Below are 17,310 nucleotides of genomic sequence, written 5' to 3'. Positions count from 1 at the left end.
ATTTCCGGCATAAGGCCGTGCCCATGCTTCGCATTGAGCATGCCGCTATTCAAGAGCGCTCAGGATGACGGTGTAGGCGCATCACGTCCGGCCGCCGACTCCGCCAGAGCGTCCATCGCGGCATCGATTTCCATCGCCGCCGCCCTGCCGTCGTCCAGCGCACTTTGCAGCTCTCCGGCGGCCCACTGCCGCCGCAATTCCTCGGCCTGTAATTCGCGCTGCATTTCCGCCTTGACCGCCGCGATCGTCCGCCGGGACTTGCCCAGCCAGAAGCCCGCATGCCGCGCCACCGCGGGCAGTTTTTCCGGGCCGATCACGACCAGCGCGACCAGGCCGACCATCATTAATTCCGATAAGCCGATTTCGAACACGTTCGGATCAAACCTTGGATTTTTGCGGTTCGGCGATCTCGGCCTCCAAGGCTCCACCGCCTCGATGAATCAGGGTCTGAGAGTTCTCGCTTTCTCTGACCGCGTTCCGAAACCCTTTGATCGCCTCGCCCAGGTCGGAACCGGCATGCTTCAGGCGCCGGGTGCCGAAAACCAGAATCGCAATCGCCAATACCATCAACAGATGGGGAATGCTAAAGCCCATGTTTACTCTCCAAATCATTTATATAGTTTCAGTTTTAGACCTGCCGGGTTTTCAAAACCTGGCAGGTTTCACGATAAAGATATGCCGTCAAACCGCGTTCTCCGCCTTCAGCTTCGCGGCTTGCACCGCCCGCGGGACGGCCTGTTTTTTCGGCGCGAAAGACTTTTTCAGCCGCCGCCAGCCGATCACCAGCGAGCTGGCCCCGAGCACCAGACCGAACGAAATCCAGACCAGCATCCAGACGTCCCAGATCGGCCGGTAATACAGCCAGCCGAAATCCCAGTGGTGCAATGCCGAATACAGCCAGCGGAAAACGCGGCGGCTGCGGTCGAATTTGCCGATCAGGCGGCCGTCCTGCGGATCGAGATAGATCAACGTGCCGCTGTCGTCGGCGAGTTTCGCCAAATACACCGGCAAAGGCCTGTCCTTCAGGTCTTGATGATGCCGGGGGTAATAATAACTGTCGTAATCGAGCAACGTTTCGATACTCGTGACTTTCGTTTCGCCGGCCAGGCGCTGTACGGCCGCCTTGACAGCGGCCTCGCCGAAGCCGCCGCCGCTCCCTGTCAGCGGCAGGCGCCCGCCCTCGCGGGTTTCCGCCAGCAATATCGCTTCGCCGCCCAGGCGCCGCCAGTTCAGGCCGACGATTTCGGCGCCGCCCTCTGCCGACGCGAGCGAAGGTCCCGACCGCCAGTCGCGCATTGCCGCCGGCAATTCGCCGCCGCCCAGGAAACGGCTCAATTCCGCCTGACTGTAATTCGCCTCGGTAAACCATTTTCCCGGATTGGTATCGAGAAAACCGCTGAAAGCCCAGCACAGCGCGGCGGTGCCGCCGAGCAGCCCGCTCCAGAAATGCCATTTGGCCCAGAATTCGCGGTAAGGCTGCGTGCGGCCCTGCGAATAGGTCGGCTTGCCGCCGAACCCCGGCCGCCAGCGCAGCCAGCCGATGATCAGCCCGGTCAAGGAGGCGACCGTCGCGAACAGGCCCAGCCCCAACTGGATGGCGTGGCGGTATTCGCCGAGGCCGACCGCTTCCAGGGGCTTGAGAAGATGCAGCCAGTTGCCGCTCCAATAAAACGCCCGCTCCAGACGGGTCGAGGCGTGCAACACCTCGCCGGTGCGCGCGGAAATCAGCAGTTCCCTGCCGTCCTCGGCGGCGATATGATGAAACGGGCGTAAAGTATCCTGATTGCGCAGGATGATCGTTTTCTCGACCGACGCCAGGTAACGCAGCGCGGGCGGCGCCGCGTCCCCGGCTTTAAACCAGTCCCCGGCGATCTGCAAAGCCTGCTCGGCCGAAGTCTCGCGCAGCGAGCCGTCGTTGGCCGACAACGCAAAACGCATCCCTTGCGTATCCTCGACCAGCCAGACCGGCGCGCCGGCTATTCTGAGCAGGCGGGCATCGGCGATCGCCGGAGGCACGGCCGGTTGTTTGTCTGCCGCATCGGCGTCGCCGGGCGCTTCGACCCGACGTTCGGCCGCCGCCGCTCGACGCTGCGCGGCGCTGCGTTCCCAGGTCTCGCCCAGGCTCAGCCAGCCTGGCTGCGGCGCCAAGGCTTCGGCGTGGGCCAATTGCTGGATTCGGCTTTGCGTGGCCGGCGTCGAATACATGATCGCGATGCCGGTCAAAAACCACGCGAACATGAACACGGCCAACGCAATTCCAAGCCAACGGTGAACTTCGTAGAGCAGCCAGTTCAAAAATTTCATTGCTGTGATCCTAAACTTCATTCGTTAAAACTAGGGAGGCCGGAGCCCCGACAGATAATCGACCAACGCCTCGAATTCATCGTCGCTCAAAGACGCGGCGATCCGGTTCATCACGCCGTCGGGGCTGTTTTTGCGTTCGCCCAGCTTCCAGGCAGTCAACTGGGCGCGCAAATACACCTTGCGCTGGCCGCCGATCAGCGGATAAAGCGTGCCGTCCTCGCCCGCCCGGCCCTCCCCGTGCCGGCCGTGGCAGTCGGCGCAGGCCGGAATGCCGCGGCCGGCATCGCCGTGCAGAAACAGGCCGGGCGCGGCGCGCTTGCCGCTGCCGTCGCGGCCCTGCATCGGCTGTTGAGCGGCGAAATAGGCCGCAATGTCGGCCATGTCGGCCGCGTCCAGATCTTCCGCCATCACCGACATCACCGCATGCTGCCGCGCGCCGGTTTGAAAATCATGGAGTTGCTTGACCAGATAGCCGGCATATTGGCCGGCATGATTCGGAATCCTGGAGTCGCCGCTGTTGCCGTCATCGCCGTGGCATTCCAGGCAGCGGCCGGAGTCGGCCTTTTCCCTGCCCGCCACGGGATCGCCGTTACCGGCGCGCGAAGGCAAGCCTTCACCGCCAAGCCCGGCCGCGCTTGCGCCGATTGATGAAAACGCCAAGAGCAACCCCGCGGCCATCCATTGCGAAAACGCCATCCTTCAGATCGCCTTCCGCCCTGCTTTCAGTTGCTGCACGATTTCCAGGGCCTTGGCGACATTTTCTTTCGGTTTCAGGCCGCCGACCGTGGCGGCGATTTTGCCGTCGGGAGTAATGATGAAGGTCGCCCGCTCGGCGAAGCCGTGCGTAATTTCGTCCCCGCGCGTATCGGTCTTGCCGGGCGACGGATCCCGGACCGCCACGTCGAAGGCTTTCGCGATGCTGCCGTCGACATCCGCGACCACCGGAAACTTGCCGGCGCAATATTGAGGATCGGCGGAAAACGAATTCAGCCGTTCGATGCTGTCCAGCGAGACGCCGACGATAGTGGCTCCGGCGGCGGCGAATTTATCGTGATCCACCGCGAAACCGTGCGCCTGAATGTTGCAGCCGCCGGTATAGGCCGAAGGGAAGAAATACACCACCACGAGGCCCTTCTGCAGCGCCTCCTGCAGTGAATAATCGAAGGCTTTGCCGGCCAGCGAGGCTTGCGCCTGCACAGCGGGGGCCGGATGGCCTTCGGGCAGGACCGCAAATGCCGGCAAGGCAAGCAGATGGGAAAGCAGGATTGTTAGAAATAAATGTTTCATCATCATTCCGTTTTTACAAAGGTTTATACTTGTCGTGGCAGGCGCCGCGGCATTGTTTGGAAAAATCGGCGGCGGTATCGGCCGCCTTGGCGGCATCGCCGGCGCTCAGCGCATCCTGAATCGCTTGCGCCTTTTTCTGGTAATCCTGCGCATTGGCGACCGCATCGGCCGCATCGCCGCGGTCGGCGAAGTAGCCTTCGACCAGCTTGAACGCCTGTTTCAGTTCCTCCGCTTCCTTGCCGGCAGTGGCGAAATCCTTCGCCGCTATATTGTTCTGCACTTCCTGCGTCTTGGTTTCGACATCGTTCATCAATTCCTCGAAGTCGAAATCGCTTTCGGCCGACGCGTTGCCGGTCGCCGACGCGAACAAGATCGCGCCTAAAATCATTGCATTTCGCATCTTAAAAAACAGTCCTCATCCCGGTATCCCTGTAATCCTTGCCGCGCTTGCCGGCCGCCGGCTCAACCCGAAGGCCGAACCGGCCTTGATCGACCGGCAGCGCAAGCGCTTTCATGGCAGCATCCTCAGGCGATCAGTTCTTTGACCACCTTGCCGTAAACCACGGTCGGCCGTTCGGAACGGCCCTGGTACTTGTAGATCAGCTTCAGGTGATCGAGCCCCAACTGGTTCAAGACCGTTGCATGCAGGTCGTAGGTATCGACCTCGGTCCCCTTCAGCGCCTGCACGCCGAGTTCGTCGGTGCCGCCATGGGTGTAGCCCGCCTTGATGCCGCCGCCCGCGATCCATTGGGTGTAACCCCAGGGATTGTGGTCGCGGCCGTCGCCCGATTCGCTCCATGGCGTGCGGCCGAACTCGGAGGTCCATACGACCAGCGTCGAGTCCAGCAGGCCCTTCTCCTTCAAATCCTTCAGCAAGCCCGCGATCGGCTTGTCGACGATCTTGGTATGCTTGCCGTGATTGTCTTCGATGTTCTGGTGCGCGTCCCAGTCACGGCTGTCGCCCTTGATGTCGGTCGGGCCGGAAACCACCTGGATGAAGCGCACGCCGCGCTCGGCCAGACGCCGGGCGCGCAGCAGCAGTTCGCCGTACGGCTTGGTCAGCTCGTCGTTGAGTCCGTACAATTCTTTGGTTGCATCGGATTCCTTGCTGTAGTCGACCGCTTCCGGCGCGGTTTCCTGCATCCGGTAAGCCAGCTCGTAGGATTCGGTGCGGGCCTTCAGTTCGGTGTCCTCGGGATAGCGCGAACCGTGCTTTTCGTTCAACCGTTTCAGCAAGTCCAGCGCATGGCGTTTTTCGGCCGTGGCCAGATATTCCGGGTTGTTCAGGTGCAGAATCGGCGAGTTGCCTGGACGGAACGGGGTGCCCTGATAAACCGCCGGCAGAAAGCCCGACTCCCAGTTGGTGACGCCGCCTCTCGGCTCGCGCTTGTCGTTGTAGAGCACCACATAGGCCGGCAGGTTCGGGTTCGCCGAACCCAGCGCATACTGCACCCAAGCGCCCAGCGTCGGCCGGCCGGGGTTCAGGCCGCCGGAGTTCAGCTTCATGATCGAAATGTCATGGGTCGCGCCGATCGTGACGCTGGACTTGATGAAGGCCAGATCGTCCGCATGCTCGGCCAGATTCGGCAGCCAATCCGAGAACCAGGCGCCGCTCTGCCCGTACTGCTTCCAGGTGCGCTTGGTCGCGATCAGTTTGGTGATGCCGCCCTGGGTGCTAGTTTTAATTCCTTGCAGGAACGACGCCGGTATGCCGGTTCCGGCCCGTTTGACCAGCTCCGGTTTGTAGTCGTACAGGTCCAGCGTGCTCGGCGCGCCGGCCATGTGCAGCCAGATTACGGTCTTGGCCTTGGCCGGGAAATGCGGCGCTTTCGATGCCAGCGGATTGGCGCCGGCCAGCGCCTGCAGGCCGGCATCGTCGGCCAGCGCACTGGCGATCACCCCGCCCCCCGGAATCAGGCCGGTCACGGCCAGTCCACCCAAGCCCCCCAATCCGTAGCCGGTTTTAATCAAAAAATCTCGACGCGATTTGTTTTTCATAATGTAAGCCTCTGAATAATAATTTTTTAAAACCGGTAAATGAACTCGTTCGAATTGGCCACCGCGTGTACCAAATCCACGAACGCCGCCGCCCGGATCGGATCGTCCAGCTTCTTGTCCTTCAGGCCGGTCGGGATATTGATCTCGAACTTGCCGTCCGCGGCTTTTTCGCGGATCACGCCTTCCTGTTCCTTCAGGAATGTCAGCAGCGCTTGTTTTTCGGCATCGTCCGCATGGCGGGCGAACAGGATCTGATACAAGCGGTCGATACGCGCGGCTTCGTCCTTGCCGCCTTCGTTGATGACCCGGCCGGCCAGCGCCTTCGACCAGTCGAAAATCAGTTCGCTGTTGAACAAGGTCAACGCCTGCAACGGGGTGGTGGTCACCTCGCGCTTGCTGTGCGCTTCCTGCGGCGAGGCCATGTTGAACGAATCCAGGATCGGGTACGGGATGCTGCGGCGCGTAAACACGTACAGGCTGCGGCGGTTGTGGTCGTGAGCGTCCTTCGAAGTACGCCAGGCCGGATCGTTCGCGAAATTGCCGCCGTTGGTGTTGATCACTTTCGGCAACGGCGGGTACACGCTGGGGCCGCCGACCTTATCCTCCAGCTTGGCGGCCGCCACCAGCAAGGAATCCCGCACCTGCTCGGCTTCCAGGCGTTTGCGCGGGAACACCGCCAAGAATTTATTTTCGGCATCGGCTTTCTGGACATCCTCGCGGTAGTCGGAAGACTGCCGGTAGACGCTCGACAGCAGGATTTCGCGGTGCAGTTTCTTGACGCTCCAGCCGTCCTTCACGAACTTGCCGGCCAGATAGTCGAGCAGTTCCGGATGGGTCGGCTTTTCGCCGGCCTTGCCGAAATCGCTGACCGTTGCCACGATGCCTCTGCCGAAATATTGATCCCAGACCCGATTGACATAAACGCGCGCGGTCAGCGGGTTGGTCGGACTGGTCAGCCACTTGACCAGCGCGGCGCGGCGCCCGGACGAGAACGGCAGCGGCTTGATGTCCGGCTTCTCGTCGGTGATCGCGGCCGGAAACGCAGGCTGTACCTCTTCTTGCGGCTTTTCGTGGTCGCCGACCGCATAGACATAGCTCGGCGGCGCATCGGGATGGCCCAGCTCGGTCATCGCCGAAATCGTGTCGGAGCTGGTGGCCGGCTTCAAATCGTTGAATTTTCTGAGCTCTTTTTGTAATTTATCCAACTCCGCCCATTGTGCCGCGATCTTTTTGTCGTAGGTTTTCGGATCGGTACTCTCGCCTTTCTCCTGGAAGAAGGACTGCATGCTGCGCTCGTCGGTCACATTGGCCAGGCGATGGTTGATCCAGCGGTCCTGCGCGTTCCGTTTTTCTTTCGGCTTGAAGATCGCTTCCCGCGAGTCGGTCAGATAACGTTCCTTGTGATACTTCAGCGCCTCTTCGCGATGCGTGTCGATGATCGCTTTCTGCTTGGCGCGAATCTCTTTGGTGGCTTCTTCCCACTTGGCGTACTGTTTTTCGTAATCGCGCTCGACGTCGCCCTTCCTGGCCGGAATGTTGTCGACCGGCGCCACGTTCGCGAAAAACGCCTGCAGCGAGAAATAATCCTTCTGGCTAATCTTGTCGAATTTGTGGTTATGGCAGCGCGCGCACTCGACCGTCTGGCCCAGCACCACCTTGCCGACCGTATCGGTAATATCGGTGGTGATCTGGTATTTGCGCTGCACCAGGTCGCGCGAGTTCGCATTGTCCGGGAACTGCGCCATGAAGCCGGTCGCAATTAAAGCCTGCTCGTCTCCCGGCCATAACTCGTCGCCCGCCAACTGCTCCTGGATGAAACGGTCGTAAGATTTGTCCTGATTGAACGCATTGATCACGTAATCGCGGTAGCGCCACATGTTCAGCCGGTCGTTGTCGTTCTGGAAGCCGGTGCTGTCCGCGTAGCGGGCCAGATCCAGCCATTTACGCCCCTGGCGCTCGCCGTATTTCGGGGAAGCCAGCAGGCGGTCGACCAGCTTCTCGTACGCGTTGTCGGACTTGTCGTTCACGAACGCGTCGACTTCTTCCGGAGTCGGAATCACGCCCCAGACATCCAGCGTCGCGCGGCGGATAAACGCGGCGCGGTCGATGTCCTTGGACGGCTGCAGCCCCTTGGCTTCCAGTTGCGCCAGAATATAGTTGTCGATCGGCGTTCTAACCCAGCCCTGCTGCTTGACCGGCGGAAACACCGGCGCTTGCACCGGCTGATACGACCACAGTTTCGACTTGGACTTTACTGCCGGCGCATTTTCCTTGCCGGCCGCCGGGGTATCGTCCGCCGTTGGGGCATCGATGCTCAACGCCACCGAAATCCCCCAAAAAAGCACATAAGATAATTTTCTTTTCATTGACCTACTCCAAAACAAGCGGAGATGAAATTCTCTCGATTTCACCGTCCCGAACGGCGGCGCTGGCAGCAACCGTACTCAGTTATTCGTCACGCTGCGTTTATCGCGCGGCTACTTGGCTTTTTTCTGCACCGGCTCGATTCGCGTAACTTTTCCACCTTCCTCTTCATAATTCTGCGACCCTACCGCCCCGACCACCTTGAAGCCTTTATCGGCCAGGAAATCGCCTGCGGCACCCGCGCGGCCGGCGTGATTCGAAACGGTCACGATGGATCTTTCCTTGGGAATGAAAGGCAGCGCCGCGTCCAGCTGTTTGGCCTGAACGCTCAGATAAACCGGAAAGCCGCCGATCTTGCTGACTTCATCGGGACGGCGCACGTCGATAATCAGCAATTCTTCCGGCTTGGCCAACAGCACATCGAATTGAGCGCGATTAAGTTTCGGGGTTTTGTAAAGGTAAGGCTTGGCGGCCGGCGCGGGCTTGCCGCCATGTTCCGCCGCGTCGGCCAAACCGAGCGGAGCGACCAGCATCATCGCCAGCAGAAGGGTATTTGCGGTATTTTTGATCATGGTTTCTTCTCTTTATTTTCGTAAAACGCATCCGTCGATACGCGGGGCTCATATTGCACTCAGAGCACGAAGCAACATGTATGCCAGAACCGGTCGATTTTCCGACGCATCGGAAAAAACCGTCTTTACGAATGATTCATAAGGATTTTTTGCTTGATTTCCGGAACGTGAGCAATGCGGAAGAGAATCCGGAACTCTCTCCCATTTTCTCGCTGATGAAATACCAACAGCCGTACAACACCGGCTGCTGCTCGGCTAGCAAGACCTTAGCGCAGACCGGCTCACCGAAAATTGCAGAACCGTAGGGTGTTTTCGCGATAGCAAAACACCATTTGCCATCCTGATGGCGGATTGCCTTCGGCGAATCCGCTCACAAGGGTCGTGGGATGGGTACGACTTGCAAGAATGCAGAATGGGTAGGGCGGAACGCGCCAGCGGTTCCGCCATAAGGGGTCTAGCGGTTCCGCCATAAGGTTTTCAATATCAACGGCCATCGAGCATCGCGACGAAAGCGTCGCTCCCACAACGCTATACCCACTTGATCGCCTCCAGAGCTGTAGGGCGTTTTCGCGATAACAAAACGCCAGCAGGCTTCAAAGCAATGGCGGAGCCTGACGGCGAATCCGCCCTACAAGCGCTACAAGAGCCGTAGGATGGGTACGACTGTAAGAATGTAGGGTCGTAGGATGGGTGTAGGGTGGATAAGCGAAGCGCATCCGCCACGCAATCGCCGGATACCCCAAAGAGCACAAGTGCGCTTGACTTACCCGGTCTACGCAACATCCATGACTTCATGGTATTGCACGGCTCCCCCGCTTCAGATAGAGATACCGGCAAACGGTGTAACTTATCGCCATGCATCCTTCAGGCATTCGCAAGATCATCCCGAAACCTGCAGTCAACAAAAAAAACGGGCCAAGGAATCAATCCTTGACCCGTCAGGAGCACACTACGGGACTAAAACGAAGGGATACCGGCGGCTTACTTCGCCCGGCTGCCGATGCCTTGCACCAGCAGCGGGATTTTGTAGGCGGCGCCGCGCCCGACCACATACAGGATTTTCTTGTCCTTACCCGCGAAGGCCAGATTCTGCGGCTTATTCGGAATCGGAATCACGCCCAGCGCCGCGCCCTTGGCGTCGAACACCTCGACGCCGGCATTCGATGCCACATACAGCCGGTCCTCATCATCCAGAGCCAAACCATCGGCGCCGCTGGACCAGGTTTTATCTTCGCCTTGCTTCCAGCCTTCCAGCTTGGCGAAGTTGCGCCGATTCCCGATCGATCCGTCGGCGGCGATATCGTAGGCGAGGATATGTTCGCCGGGCGTATTGGCGACATACAGCACTTTTTCGTCCTTGCTCAATTGAATGCCGTTGGGCCGTTCGATATCGTTGGCCAGCCGCTTCAATTCGCCGGACGGGCTAATGTAAAACACGCCCGGATGCGACGGCGGCGGATTGGGCTGTTCCTTCGTCGGCCGCGTGCCGCTGTCGGTAAAATAAATGCCGCCGTTGCTGGCGCGCACCAGATCGTTCGGGCGCTGGAATGCCGCGCCTTCGAATTTTTCGGCCAGGGTCTTTTTCTTGTTGACGGGGTAGACAACGCCGACCTGGGTTTTCGCCACCTGCACCGCAACGAGTTCGCCTTCCGGCGTCCAGGCCAGTCCGTTGGACCCGTTGGAGTTTTTCAAAAACACCGACACCTTGTCGTCGGGAGCGATGCGCACGATGTTGTTGGCCTGCGTTTCGGTAAACAACAGGCTGCCGTCGGGATGCGCGATCGGCCCTTCGGTGCCCTTGAAGCCGTCCTTGATCAGTTCGATCACCACCCCGCCGGCCGCGACGCCCGGTATCGCCGGCGTGACCGGATCGTCGGCCTGCACGGCAGTTGCAGCGAATAAAATCCCTAACGCGGAAATTGATTTGAATAACATGAAATTCTCCTGAAATTGCATTACGTTTAGTCTCAAGCTCAAGGAAACGCTGAATAAAGTCCCCTTCTTCCGCAAGACCGTTAAATCTAAGGATTCCCGTAGGCCGGATAAGCGAAGCGTATTCGGCGATTGTGTGGTGGATGCGCTTCGCTTATCCACCCTACGGCCCATTGACATAACGGCATTGCCCGAAGGAGGTTTCCCGGACTTAATCAGAGCCTCCTTAACAGAACCGGGCATAACGCCGCCCGGTCCGCCAGCGTTAAAATTTGGCCCGGAAATGCACCCCGTAATAACGCGCATCGCCGTAAGTCCCGGTGGAAGCGCCGGTACTGGACCAGTTGCTGGAGTTGGTCAAATAGATCGTGTCGAAGACGTTCCTGCCGACCAGATCCAGGTTGTATTTGCCGTCCTTGGTGCCCAGGCCGATACCGCCGTCGGTCACGTGATAGGCCGGCTGCTTGCCGGATGCGGAGAGGCTGGCGTTATAGTTGGCCGCGGACTTGAAGCTGTCCACCATATAGGCGTGCCACTGCAATCCATAATCGTCGACGACGCCGAAACCGAACGGCACCCGGTAATCGAAACCGAAGTTGGCGGTGAAAGCCGGCGCATTCGGCAGCGTCAGGCCGGTCTGGTCGCAAACCGCCTTGTTCGCCTCGGGCGGGCAAGGCGCGTTCTTGAAGTCGGTATAAATCGCGTGATTGTACGAACCGTTCATAAACAGATTCAGGCCGGGCGTGACGTCCCAGCTCGACTCCAGCTCGATGCCGCGCAGCTGGATGCCATCGACGTTACCCAAACGGGTCCTGAACTGGCCGGGCCGCACTTCGTCCGGTATGACCAGTTGCGATTGGAAGCCTTCGATATCGGTCTGGTACAAGTTCAGGTTGAACACCAGCGTTTTATTCAGCCAGCTGCTCTTGATCCCCAATTCGTAATCCATCACGTTTTCCGGATCGACGTTTTCGACCTCGCCGGTATTCGCGTTGAATTGCGCGGCGCCGGATTTCTGGCCGCCTGCGACCGAGAAATAAGCCATGATGTCATCGGTGATTTTATAGCTCGGATTGACCAGCCAGTTTTGCGAGTTCTGGTCGAAACCCTGCCGCGCGGCCACCCAATTCGGTTTGATCTGTCCGCTCCGAATCGCCAGCGCATCGGTCAGGTTCTGCGCGGTTGCGCCGATCGAGGAAGCCAAGGCGGTCAAATCGGCGCCCCCGATGGCGTAATGGTTGCCCGAGTTGGAACGCTGCTCGAACGTATCGCGCAAGCCCAGCGTCAGCGTCGCCGCGTCGGTGATATGCCAGTTGATCTGCCCGTAGGCGGCGTAACTGTCGGTGGCGGGATTCAGATAGGCCGTATCCATCAACTCGCGCATCGACGCCGACATCATTTGCCGTCCCACGGCCGTCGAATTCAGCCGGCCGTATTGCGCGTTGCTGGCATAAAAAGCGCCCGCGTCGTCGCCATAATGGTTCTGGCTGAGGGTTTCCGCCACGCTGCGCATCGTGAAGACGCCGGCCTGGTAATCGATCGGCCCCGGCTCCTTGGAGGCGATGCGAAACTCCTGCGACCACTGTTCATTATCGACGGTCACCCCCCCGATCCGCATGATGTCGGCCACCGACCGGTCGCCGTCATGGTGCGGTTCGAACAGCGAATTCCGGTAGGCCGAAACCGAGGTGAAGCGGTGGCCCAGCACGTCCCAATTAATTTCGGCGGACACGCCCTCGCTATCGGCGCGGGATTTCAGTTTATTGTCCTGCGCGACTTTCCGGGGATCGCCGATCACCGTGATCGGCTGTCCGGACCGTTCGAAGACATCGAACCAGTCCCGCGCCAGACGGGAGCTGTAGGTGGTCGGGCGAACCGTGCCGTCCGCAAAGGTCGCCGGATCCAGCATGTTGGGATTCACGCTCATGCTTTGCGTGGAAGAGGTTCGATCCAGGATGAAGCGCGCCGACAGCGTGTCGCTCGGCGTCAGCAAAAACTGGAGACGTCCGCCCATCGAATCGGTTTCCTGCAATTTGCCGTCGGTCACGGCGACGTCGAGATTTTGGACCCAGCCGTCGCGCTTGTCGATATAGCCGGACGCGCGGTAGGCCAGTAAGCCGGGCAAAATCGTGCCGGTCGCGCCGAACTTGCCCTGCAGGGAATTACGGTTGCCGGCAAAGCCGTCCGCGTAATAACCCGACTTGAAGCTGGGCGTCTGACTGACCACGTTGATCAGGCCCAGGTTGCTGTTCTTGCCCTGCAACGTTCCCTGCGGACCGCGCAAGACCTCGACATGATCGATATCGGCGAAGTTGACCCAGGTCGAGCCGACCCACGATTGCCAGACGTTGTCGATCATCACGCCGACGCTGGACTCCATCGATTCGTTGCCGCTGTTCTTGCCCAACCCACGCAACGCGATACTGGTCTGCCGGGCATTGGTATTGGTCACACCGAGGTTGGGCACCCGGCGCGCAAAATCCTGCACGCTGACAATGTTGTCCCGCTTCATCTGCTCGCCGCCGATCACCGCGATCGGAATCGGCACGTCCTGCAGTTTTTCTTCCTTCCGCCGCGAGGTCACTGTCACTTCGGCCAGATTCTTGGGCTCTTCCGGTTTCTCCTCTTCGGCTTGCGGCTCGGCCGCCGCCACCGCCTCGCCCTGACCGTTTCCTCCCGCCACCGCGCCGGCAGCCACCGGCGTATCCAACGGCGCTTCGGCAGCGCCCTGGTTAATCAAATCCTGCTCGCGCTGCTTGGAGGCTTCTAGCTCCCGCGTCAGGCGTTCGACCTGGGCCTTCAGTTCGGCAACGGACGGCTCGCCTCCCGCCGCCTTCTTGGCCTCGTCCGCCGGCGCAGCGGACACATTGTAAGCCCCCAGCAGTGCAGCGCCCGCAACCGCCAGCGCCACCGAAGACGCCAGTTTGCGCCGGCGGCTGATCGAGGGCGGCACATCCTGTCGTTCGGCGCTTACTGGAAATACGCCCGTTTCATGTTCTTTCACTCATTCACCTATGCGTTAAACGTTGATAAATCCGTTCTCAGGCAAGGCAAACCGTTCCGTTCCCGGGGAATACGATGCCTTGGCCATTACCAAGCCTTAACGCAAGCCGTATGCCAAGGACTGCGGCAGGATCGCCTCCTGCCGGTAAAAAATGAATAACCCGATGATATTCAAATGCTTTTCAATTCTATAAAAACGCGAAGCACGCTTCGGAAAGCGCCTGAATCACAATCTGAAGCTGTTGATTCGTCCACATGCCCTGCTGACGATCTGTACTTCAGCCAGCAGCCTTTTCCTTGCGGTGCTTCCACGGACGGGATAAATATCCCATCCGGCATGCAGAGCCCCGTAGGGTACGCTGTGCGTACCTTTTCACCCTTCATAGTACGCACAGCGTACCCTACAACTGAAGTCCCGTAGGTTGGGTTAGCGAAGCGTAACCCAACAGGATTCGGCTTCGAGTGTTGGGTTACGCTTCGCTAACCCAACCTACGGGGCTTTTCACCCTTCATGGTACGCACAGCGTACCCTACAACTGAAGGTTGTGTTTAAAGATGCTGGAATAAAACTTGCTGGAATCCGGAAGCTCATCGATCAACAACCCGGCCATTCGCCCTAACCCGACATGACTCCATTTTCCGAATCAAATCCCGCTCCGACGCGGACGCGCTTTCATGCGTCCGGCCTTGCAAAAAACGTGCGGCGTCATGCCGCTTACCTGTTGGCTAGCGGCCTCGTTGCCGCCGCGGTCTCCGCTGCGCCCAGCATCTATCCGACCGGCACGACCCTCTACGACCCGGCCCGCGCTTACAACAGCTTCGTGTTGTTTACCGGCGGCGACAATGTCGCCCGCCTGATCGACATGAACGGCAATCCGGTGCACGAATGGAAAGACGCCGCCAGCCACAGCACGCTGATCGATCCGGCCGTGAACGGCGGGAAACTGGGGCATGTGTTCGTGACGCTGGAAACAGCCGAGGGCCAGGGAACGAGCCTGGTGCCGGGCCAGATCAACCGGCGCATCGCCAAGACCATCGGCGAACTGGATTGGGAAGGTAAGACGGTATGGCGTTTCGGCGAAAAGGCGCCCGGCGGCGCCGCGCAACAACATCACGACTGGGCCCGGCTGCCGAACGGCAATACCGTGGTGCTGGCCAATCGGGTCCATCCCATCAAAGGCTTCAAACAGCCACAGGTGCTGGACGATGTAATCTACGAAGTCAATCCGGCCGGCGAGGTGGTATGGAGATGGGTCGCTTCCGAACACTTGCAAGCATTCGGCTTTACGCCTGCCGAACTGAAGCTGGTCAGGAATGCGCCGATCGCGGACTATCTGCATGTGAACAACCTGAAGGTGGTCGGACCGAACCGCTGGTTCGCGGCCGGCGACAAGCGCTTCGCGCCCGGCAATCTGCTGTTCGACTCCCGCAACGCCAACTTCATCGCGATCATCGACCGGAAGTCCGGCAAAATCGTCTGGCGACTGGGGCCGCATTATGCCGACGCGACGCTCGAAGGCCAATTGCCCCGCCAGGTGCCGAGGCCGGTCGATCAGATCAGCGCCCAGCATGACGCCCACATCATTCCGGAAGATCTGCCCGGCGCCGGCAACTTGCTGGTATTCGACAATCAGGGCGTCGCCGGCTACCCGCCGGCCGCGGTGCCCAGAACCGGCGGCTCGCGGGTACTGGAAATCGACCCGGTCAAAAACGAGATCGTCTGGCAGTACAGCGGCGAAAGCTCCGGCGAGCCGGCCTGGTCGTTCCGCAGCACGCATATCAGCGCGGCCCGCCGCCTGCCGAACGGCAATACCTTCATCGACGAAGGCCAGAGCGGCCGATTGTTTCAGGTGACGCCCGGCGGCGACATCGTCTGGGAATACGTCAATCCCTACGCCAAAGTCGGGAAAGACCCGGTGACCGGCAAGGCAACCATCAACCGCCAGCTCTACCGGGGGCAGCCGGTACCTTACGCTTGGGTGCCGGCCGGCACGCCGCATAGCGAAAAGGCCGTGACGCCGCCGGATCCGGCTCAATTCCGCATTTCCGCCGCACCTTGATCCCCACACATCCCTTGTCAGGAGAATCCGATGTTTCATATCATCCGCCCCTCCATTCCCGACCGGCGCCTGCTGGCAATCGGCCTGTCCCTGTGCGTTGGCGCCGCGGCCGCCGCCGACCTCGATCCCAAGGCCATATCGATCAAACTGCCTGACCAGATCAAATGGGTCGCCAATCCCAGCGGCTCGGAAACCGCGGTGCTGGTCGGCGATCCTTCAAAACCCGGCCTGTACGTGGTGCTGAATAAATGGAAAGCCCATCACAACAGCAAGCCGCACGCGCATCCGCACGACCGGTTCATTACGGTCCTTTCCGGCACCTGGTGGGTCGGCACCGGCAGCGACTATAATCCGGACGATTTAAAGCCAGTGCCGGCGGGCAGCTTCGTCACTCACTACGGCAATGAAGTCCATTACGACGGGGCCAAGGACGAAGATACGATTCTTCAAATCGTCGGGATGGGACCGGCCACCTCCACGCCCGCGCCGAAAAAATAACGGACAAAAAAACGGGCTGGGGATTTGCCTCGGCCCACGGAAGGAACTCACTAAGGATTCGGTCGATAATAACTTCCCTCTCATAGTTTCCACGCGCGCGCTCGCCGTTAGATACCCGTCCTGTAAAACGCAAGCCTCGGAGTTCAAGGCTGGATTTGAAATAGGAAAGCTGTAGGGCGTTTTCGCGACAGCAAAACGCCAATCCGTAAGGCGGAACCGGCTCTGCCGGGTTCCGCCGCAGGATGACGGATCGCTGAATGTGATGGCGGATTGCCTGGCGGCGAATCCGCCCTACAAGAGCTTTCCACCTCTCATGGTACGCACAGCGTACCCTACCGCTTGGCCGGCTTATAACCCCGTCCTCAATGTTTGAAAATTCTCCGCAAACACAAAATCATCATCCCTATCCGTCCCTCTTTAAAACGTTACGGACGAGATAAATATCCCGTCCGGCCGCCGCCTCCGGACTGCTGGCGGGCGGGCACTCCCGCAACACCGGTGCTGTAAAACAACCAGCTCACCCACCGCCGCAGCGGACTCATTCGCTCCGGCCGGCCTGAGCGGAAACCGGCGGCTGGCCGGCTCCGTCTGCGTTCGTGTCCGCCTGCGCTTCAGTTTCAAACGGCGTCACCTTCAGGTCTTGCAGTTTGAATTGGTAAGCCTCGGCCAGATTTTCGGTTTCGACCTTGCCGATCCCGGTAATCGGCTCGATCTCGGCAAGTTTGTCCCAAAAACCCTTGTTCCGGTATTGTTCGAGCATTTCGCCGTTGGCCGCGATCAGCGCCTTATTGTTTTCGGCGCATTGGCCGATCCATTTTTCCCGCTCCCGAACCGCCGCGACCAGCAGTTGGTTATCGTTCTGGATCGCTCTGGCCTGGGCGACGATTTCCTTCAGCTTGTCCTGCAGATTGCGCTCGCGCGTGCCCGCGCGCTGCAATTGTTCCTGCAGCGCGCCGTTGGCGCCTCGCGAGCTCTCCAGGCCGGCCCGGTATTGTTCGACCTGGCCTTTGAGCGGTTCGAGCCGGGCGACCTCGCCACGCAGCTTTTCCGCTTCGTCCGCCAGCGCTTTTTTCTCGGTTTCGAGCGCGGCTTTTTCCTCGCTCAACTGCCGCAGCATGCCCTGGGCTTTGCGCAGGGCCTGCGCCGCCGCGTCGTTCTGCTTGGGCGCGGCGCGGATTTCCAGGCTCCAGGACGGCGCAACCAGCAAGAACGCCAACAACAACCAGCCTTTGCTCGACACCGGAAGCCTTATTCCGGCAAAAATCGGAAACTTATTCATAAATCCTCACCCG

General features: G+C 59.9%; 14 protein-coding genes. 2 read left to right on the top strand and 12 right to left on the bottom strand.

Annotated features, from left to right (window positions below; translation table 11 throughout):
- Positions 1-59 precede the first annotated feature (59 nt).
- The 11 genes from tatB to CC94_RS0109230 form a co-directional block, all read right to left on the bottom strand.
- Positions 60-371, bottom strand: a complete 312-nt coding sequence (gene tatB / locus CC94_RS0109290) for a Sec-independent protein translocase protein TatB (protein WP_005369182.1) — start codon at positions 369-371, stop codon at positions 60-62.
- 7 nt (positions 372-378) lie between these two features.
- Complete coding sequence (locus CC94_RS0109285) at positions 379-594, bottom strand: Sec-independent protein translocase subunit TatA (RefSeq protein WP_005369181.1); 216 nt, start codon at positions 592-594, stop codon at positions 379-381.
- A gap of 87 nt (positions 595-681) precedes the next feature.
- On the bottom strand, positions 682-2,304 hold the full coding sequence (locus tag CC94_RS0109280; RefSeq protein ID WP_005369180.1) for a PepSY domain-containing protein: 1,623 nt from the start codon (positions 2,302-2,304) through the stop codon (positions 682-684).
- A 30-nt stretch (positions 2,305-2,334) separates the two neighbouring features.
- The gene (locus tag CC94_RS0109275; RefSeq protein ID WP_005369179.1) at positions 2,335-3,000 is read right to left on the bottom strand and encodes a c-type cytochrome; all 666 of its coding nucleotides are present in this window, start codon (positions 2,998-3,000) and stop codon (positions 2,335-2,337) included.
- 3 nt (positions 3,001-3,003) lie between these two features.
- Positions 3,004-3,591, bottom strand: a complete 588-nt coding sequence (locus CC94_RS0109270; RefSeq protein WP_031430583.1) for a peroxiredoxin — start codon at positions 3,589-3,591, stop codon at positions 3,004-3,006.
- Between the two features lie 13 nt (positions 3,592-3,604).
- Positions 3,605-3,979 carry a hypothetical protein gene (locus CC94_RS0109265; protein ID WP_157203411.1) on the bottom strand — a complete coding sequence of 125 codons (375 nt, stop codon included), beginning with the start codon at positions 3,977-3,979 and terminating at the stop codon, positions 3,605-3,607.
- Between the two features lie 137 nt (positions 3,980-4,116).
- Positions 4,117-5,589 carry a DUF1501 domain-containing protein gene (locus CC94_RS0109255; protein WP_005369175.1) on the bottom strand — a complete coding sequence of 491 codons (1,473 nt, stop codon included), beginning with the start codon at positions 5,587-5,589 and terminating at the stop codon, positions 4,117-4,119.
- A gap of 26 nt (positions 5,590-5,615) precedes the next feature.
- The gene (locus CC94_RS0109250; protein ID WP_005369174.1) at positions 5,616-7,955 is read right to left on the bottom strand and encodes a DUF1549 and DUF1553 domain-containing protein; all 2,340 of its coding nucleotides are present in this window, start codon (positions 7,953-7,955) and stop codon (positions 5,616-5,618) included.
- Positions 7,956-8,066: 111 nt separating this feature from the next.
- Complete coding sequence (locus CC94_RS0109245) at positions 8,067-8,525, bottom strand: rhodanese-like domain-containing protein (protein ID WP_005369173.1); 459 nt, start codon at positions 8,523-8,525, stop codon at positions 8,067-8,069.
- A 981-nt stretch (positions 8,526-9,506) separates the two neighbouring features.
- Entirely contained in the window at positions 9,507-10,460 is a 954-nt protein-coding gene (locus tag CC94_RS0109235) for an SMP-30/gluconolactonase/LRE family protein (protein WP_005369171.1), read from the bottom strand.
- Between the two features lie 262 nt (positions 10,461-10,722).
- Complete coding sequence (locus tag CC94_RS0109230) at positions 10,723-13,461, bottom strand: TonB-dependent receptor (protein WP_031430582.1); 2,739 nt, start codon at positions 13,459-13,461, stop codon at positions 10,723-10,725.
- Positions 13,462-14,086: 625 nt separating this feature from the next.
- Between CC94_RS0109230 and CC94_RS0109220 the strand changes: the two genes are divergently transcribed.
- Both CC94_RS0109220 and CC94_RS0109215 read left to right on the top strand, forming a co-directional pair.
- On the top strand, positions 14,087-15,520 hold the full coding sequence (locus CC94_RS0109220) for an arylsulfotransferase family protein (protein ID WP_215731671.1): 1,434 nt from the start codon (positions 14,087-14,089) through the stop codon (positions 15,518-15,520).
- Positions 15,521-15,550: 30 nt separating this feature from the next.
- Positions 15,551-16,018, top strand: coding sequence for a cupin domain-containing protein (locus tag CC94_RS0109215; RefSeq protein WP_005369168.1), 468 nt, complete (start codon positions 15,551-15,553; stop codon positions 16,016-16,018).
- 538 nt (positions 16,019-16,556) lie between these two features.
- Here the strand turns inward: CC94_RS0109215 and CC94_RS21400 are convergent.
- Positions 16,557-17,297: a hypothetical protein gene (locus CC94_RS21400; protein ID WP_036303863.1), complete on the bottom strand. Its 741-nt coding sequence runs from the start codon at positions 17,295-17,297 to the stop codon at positions 16,557-16,559.
- Positions 17,298-17,310 lie beyond the last annotated feature (13 nt).

The sequence above is a fragment of the Methylomicrobium agile genome (genome assembly GCF_000733855.1).
Classification (GTDB): Bacteria; Pseudomonadota; Gammaproteobacteria; order Methylococcales; family Methylomonadaceae; genus Methylomicrobium; species Methylomicrobium agile.
This window is presented reverse-complemented; position numbering and strand designations above follow the sequence as displayed.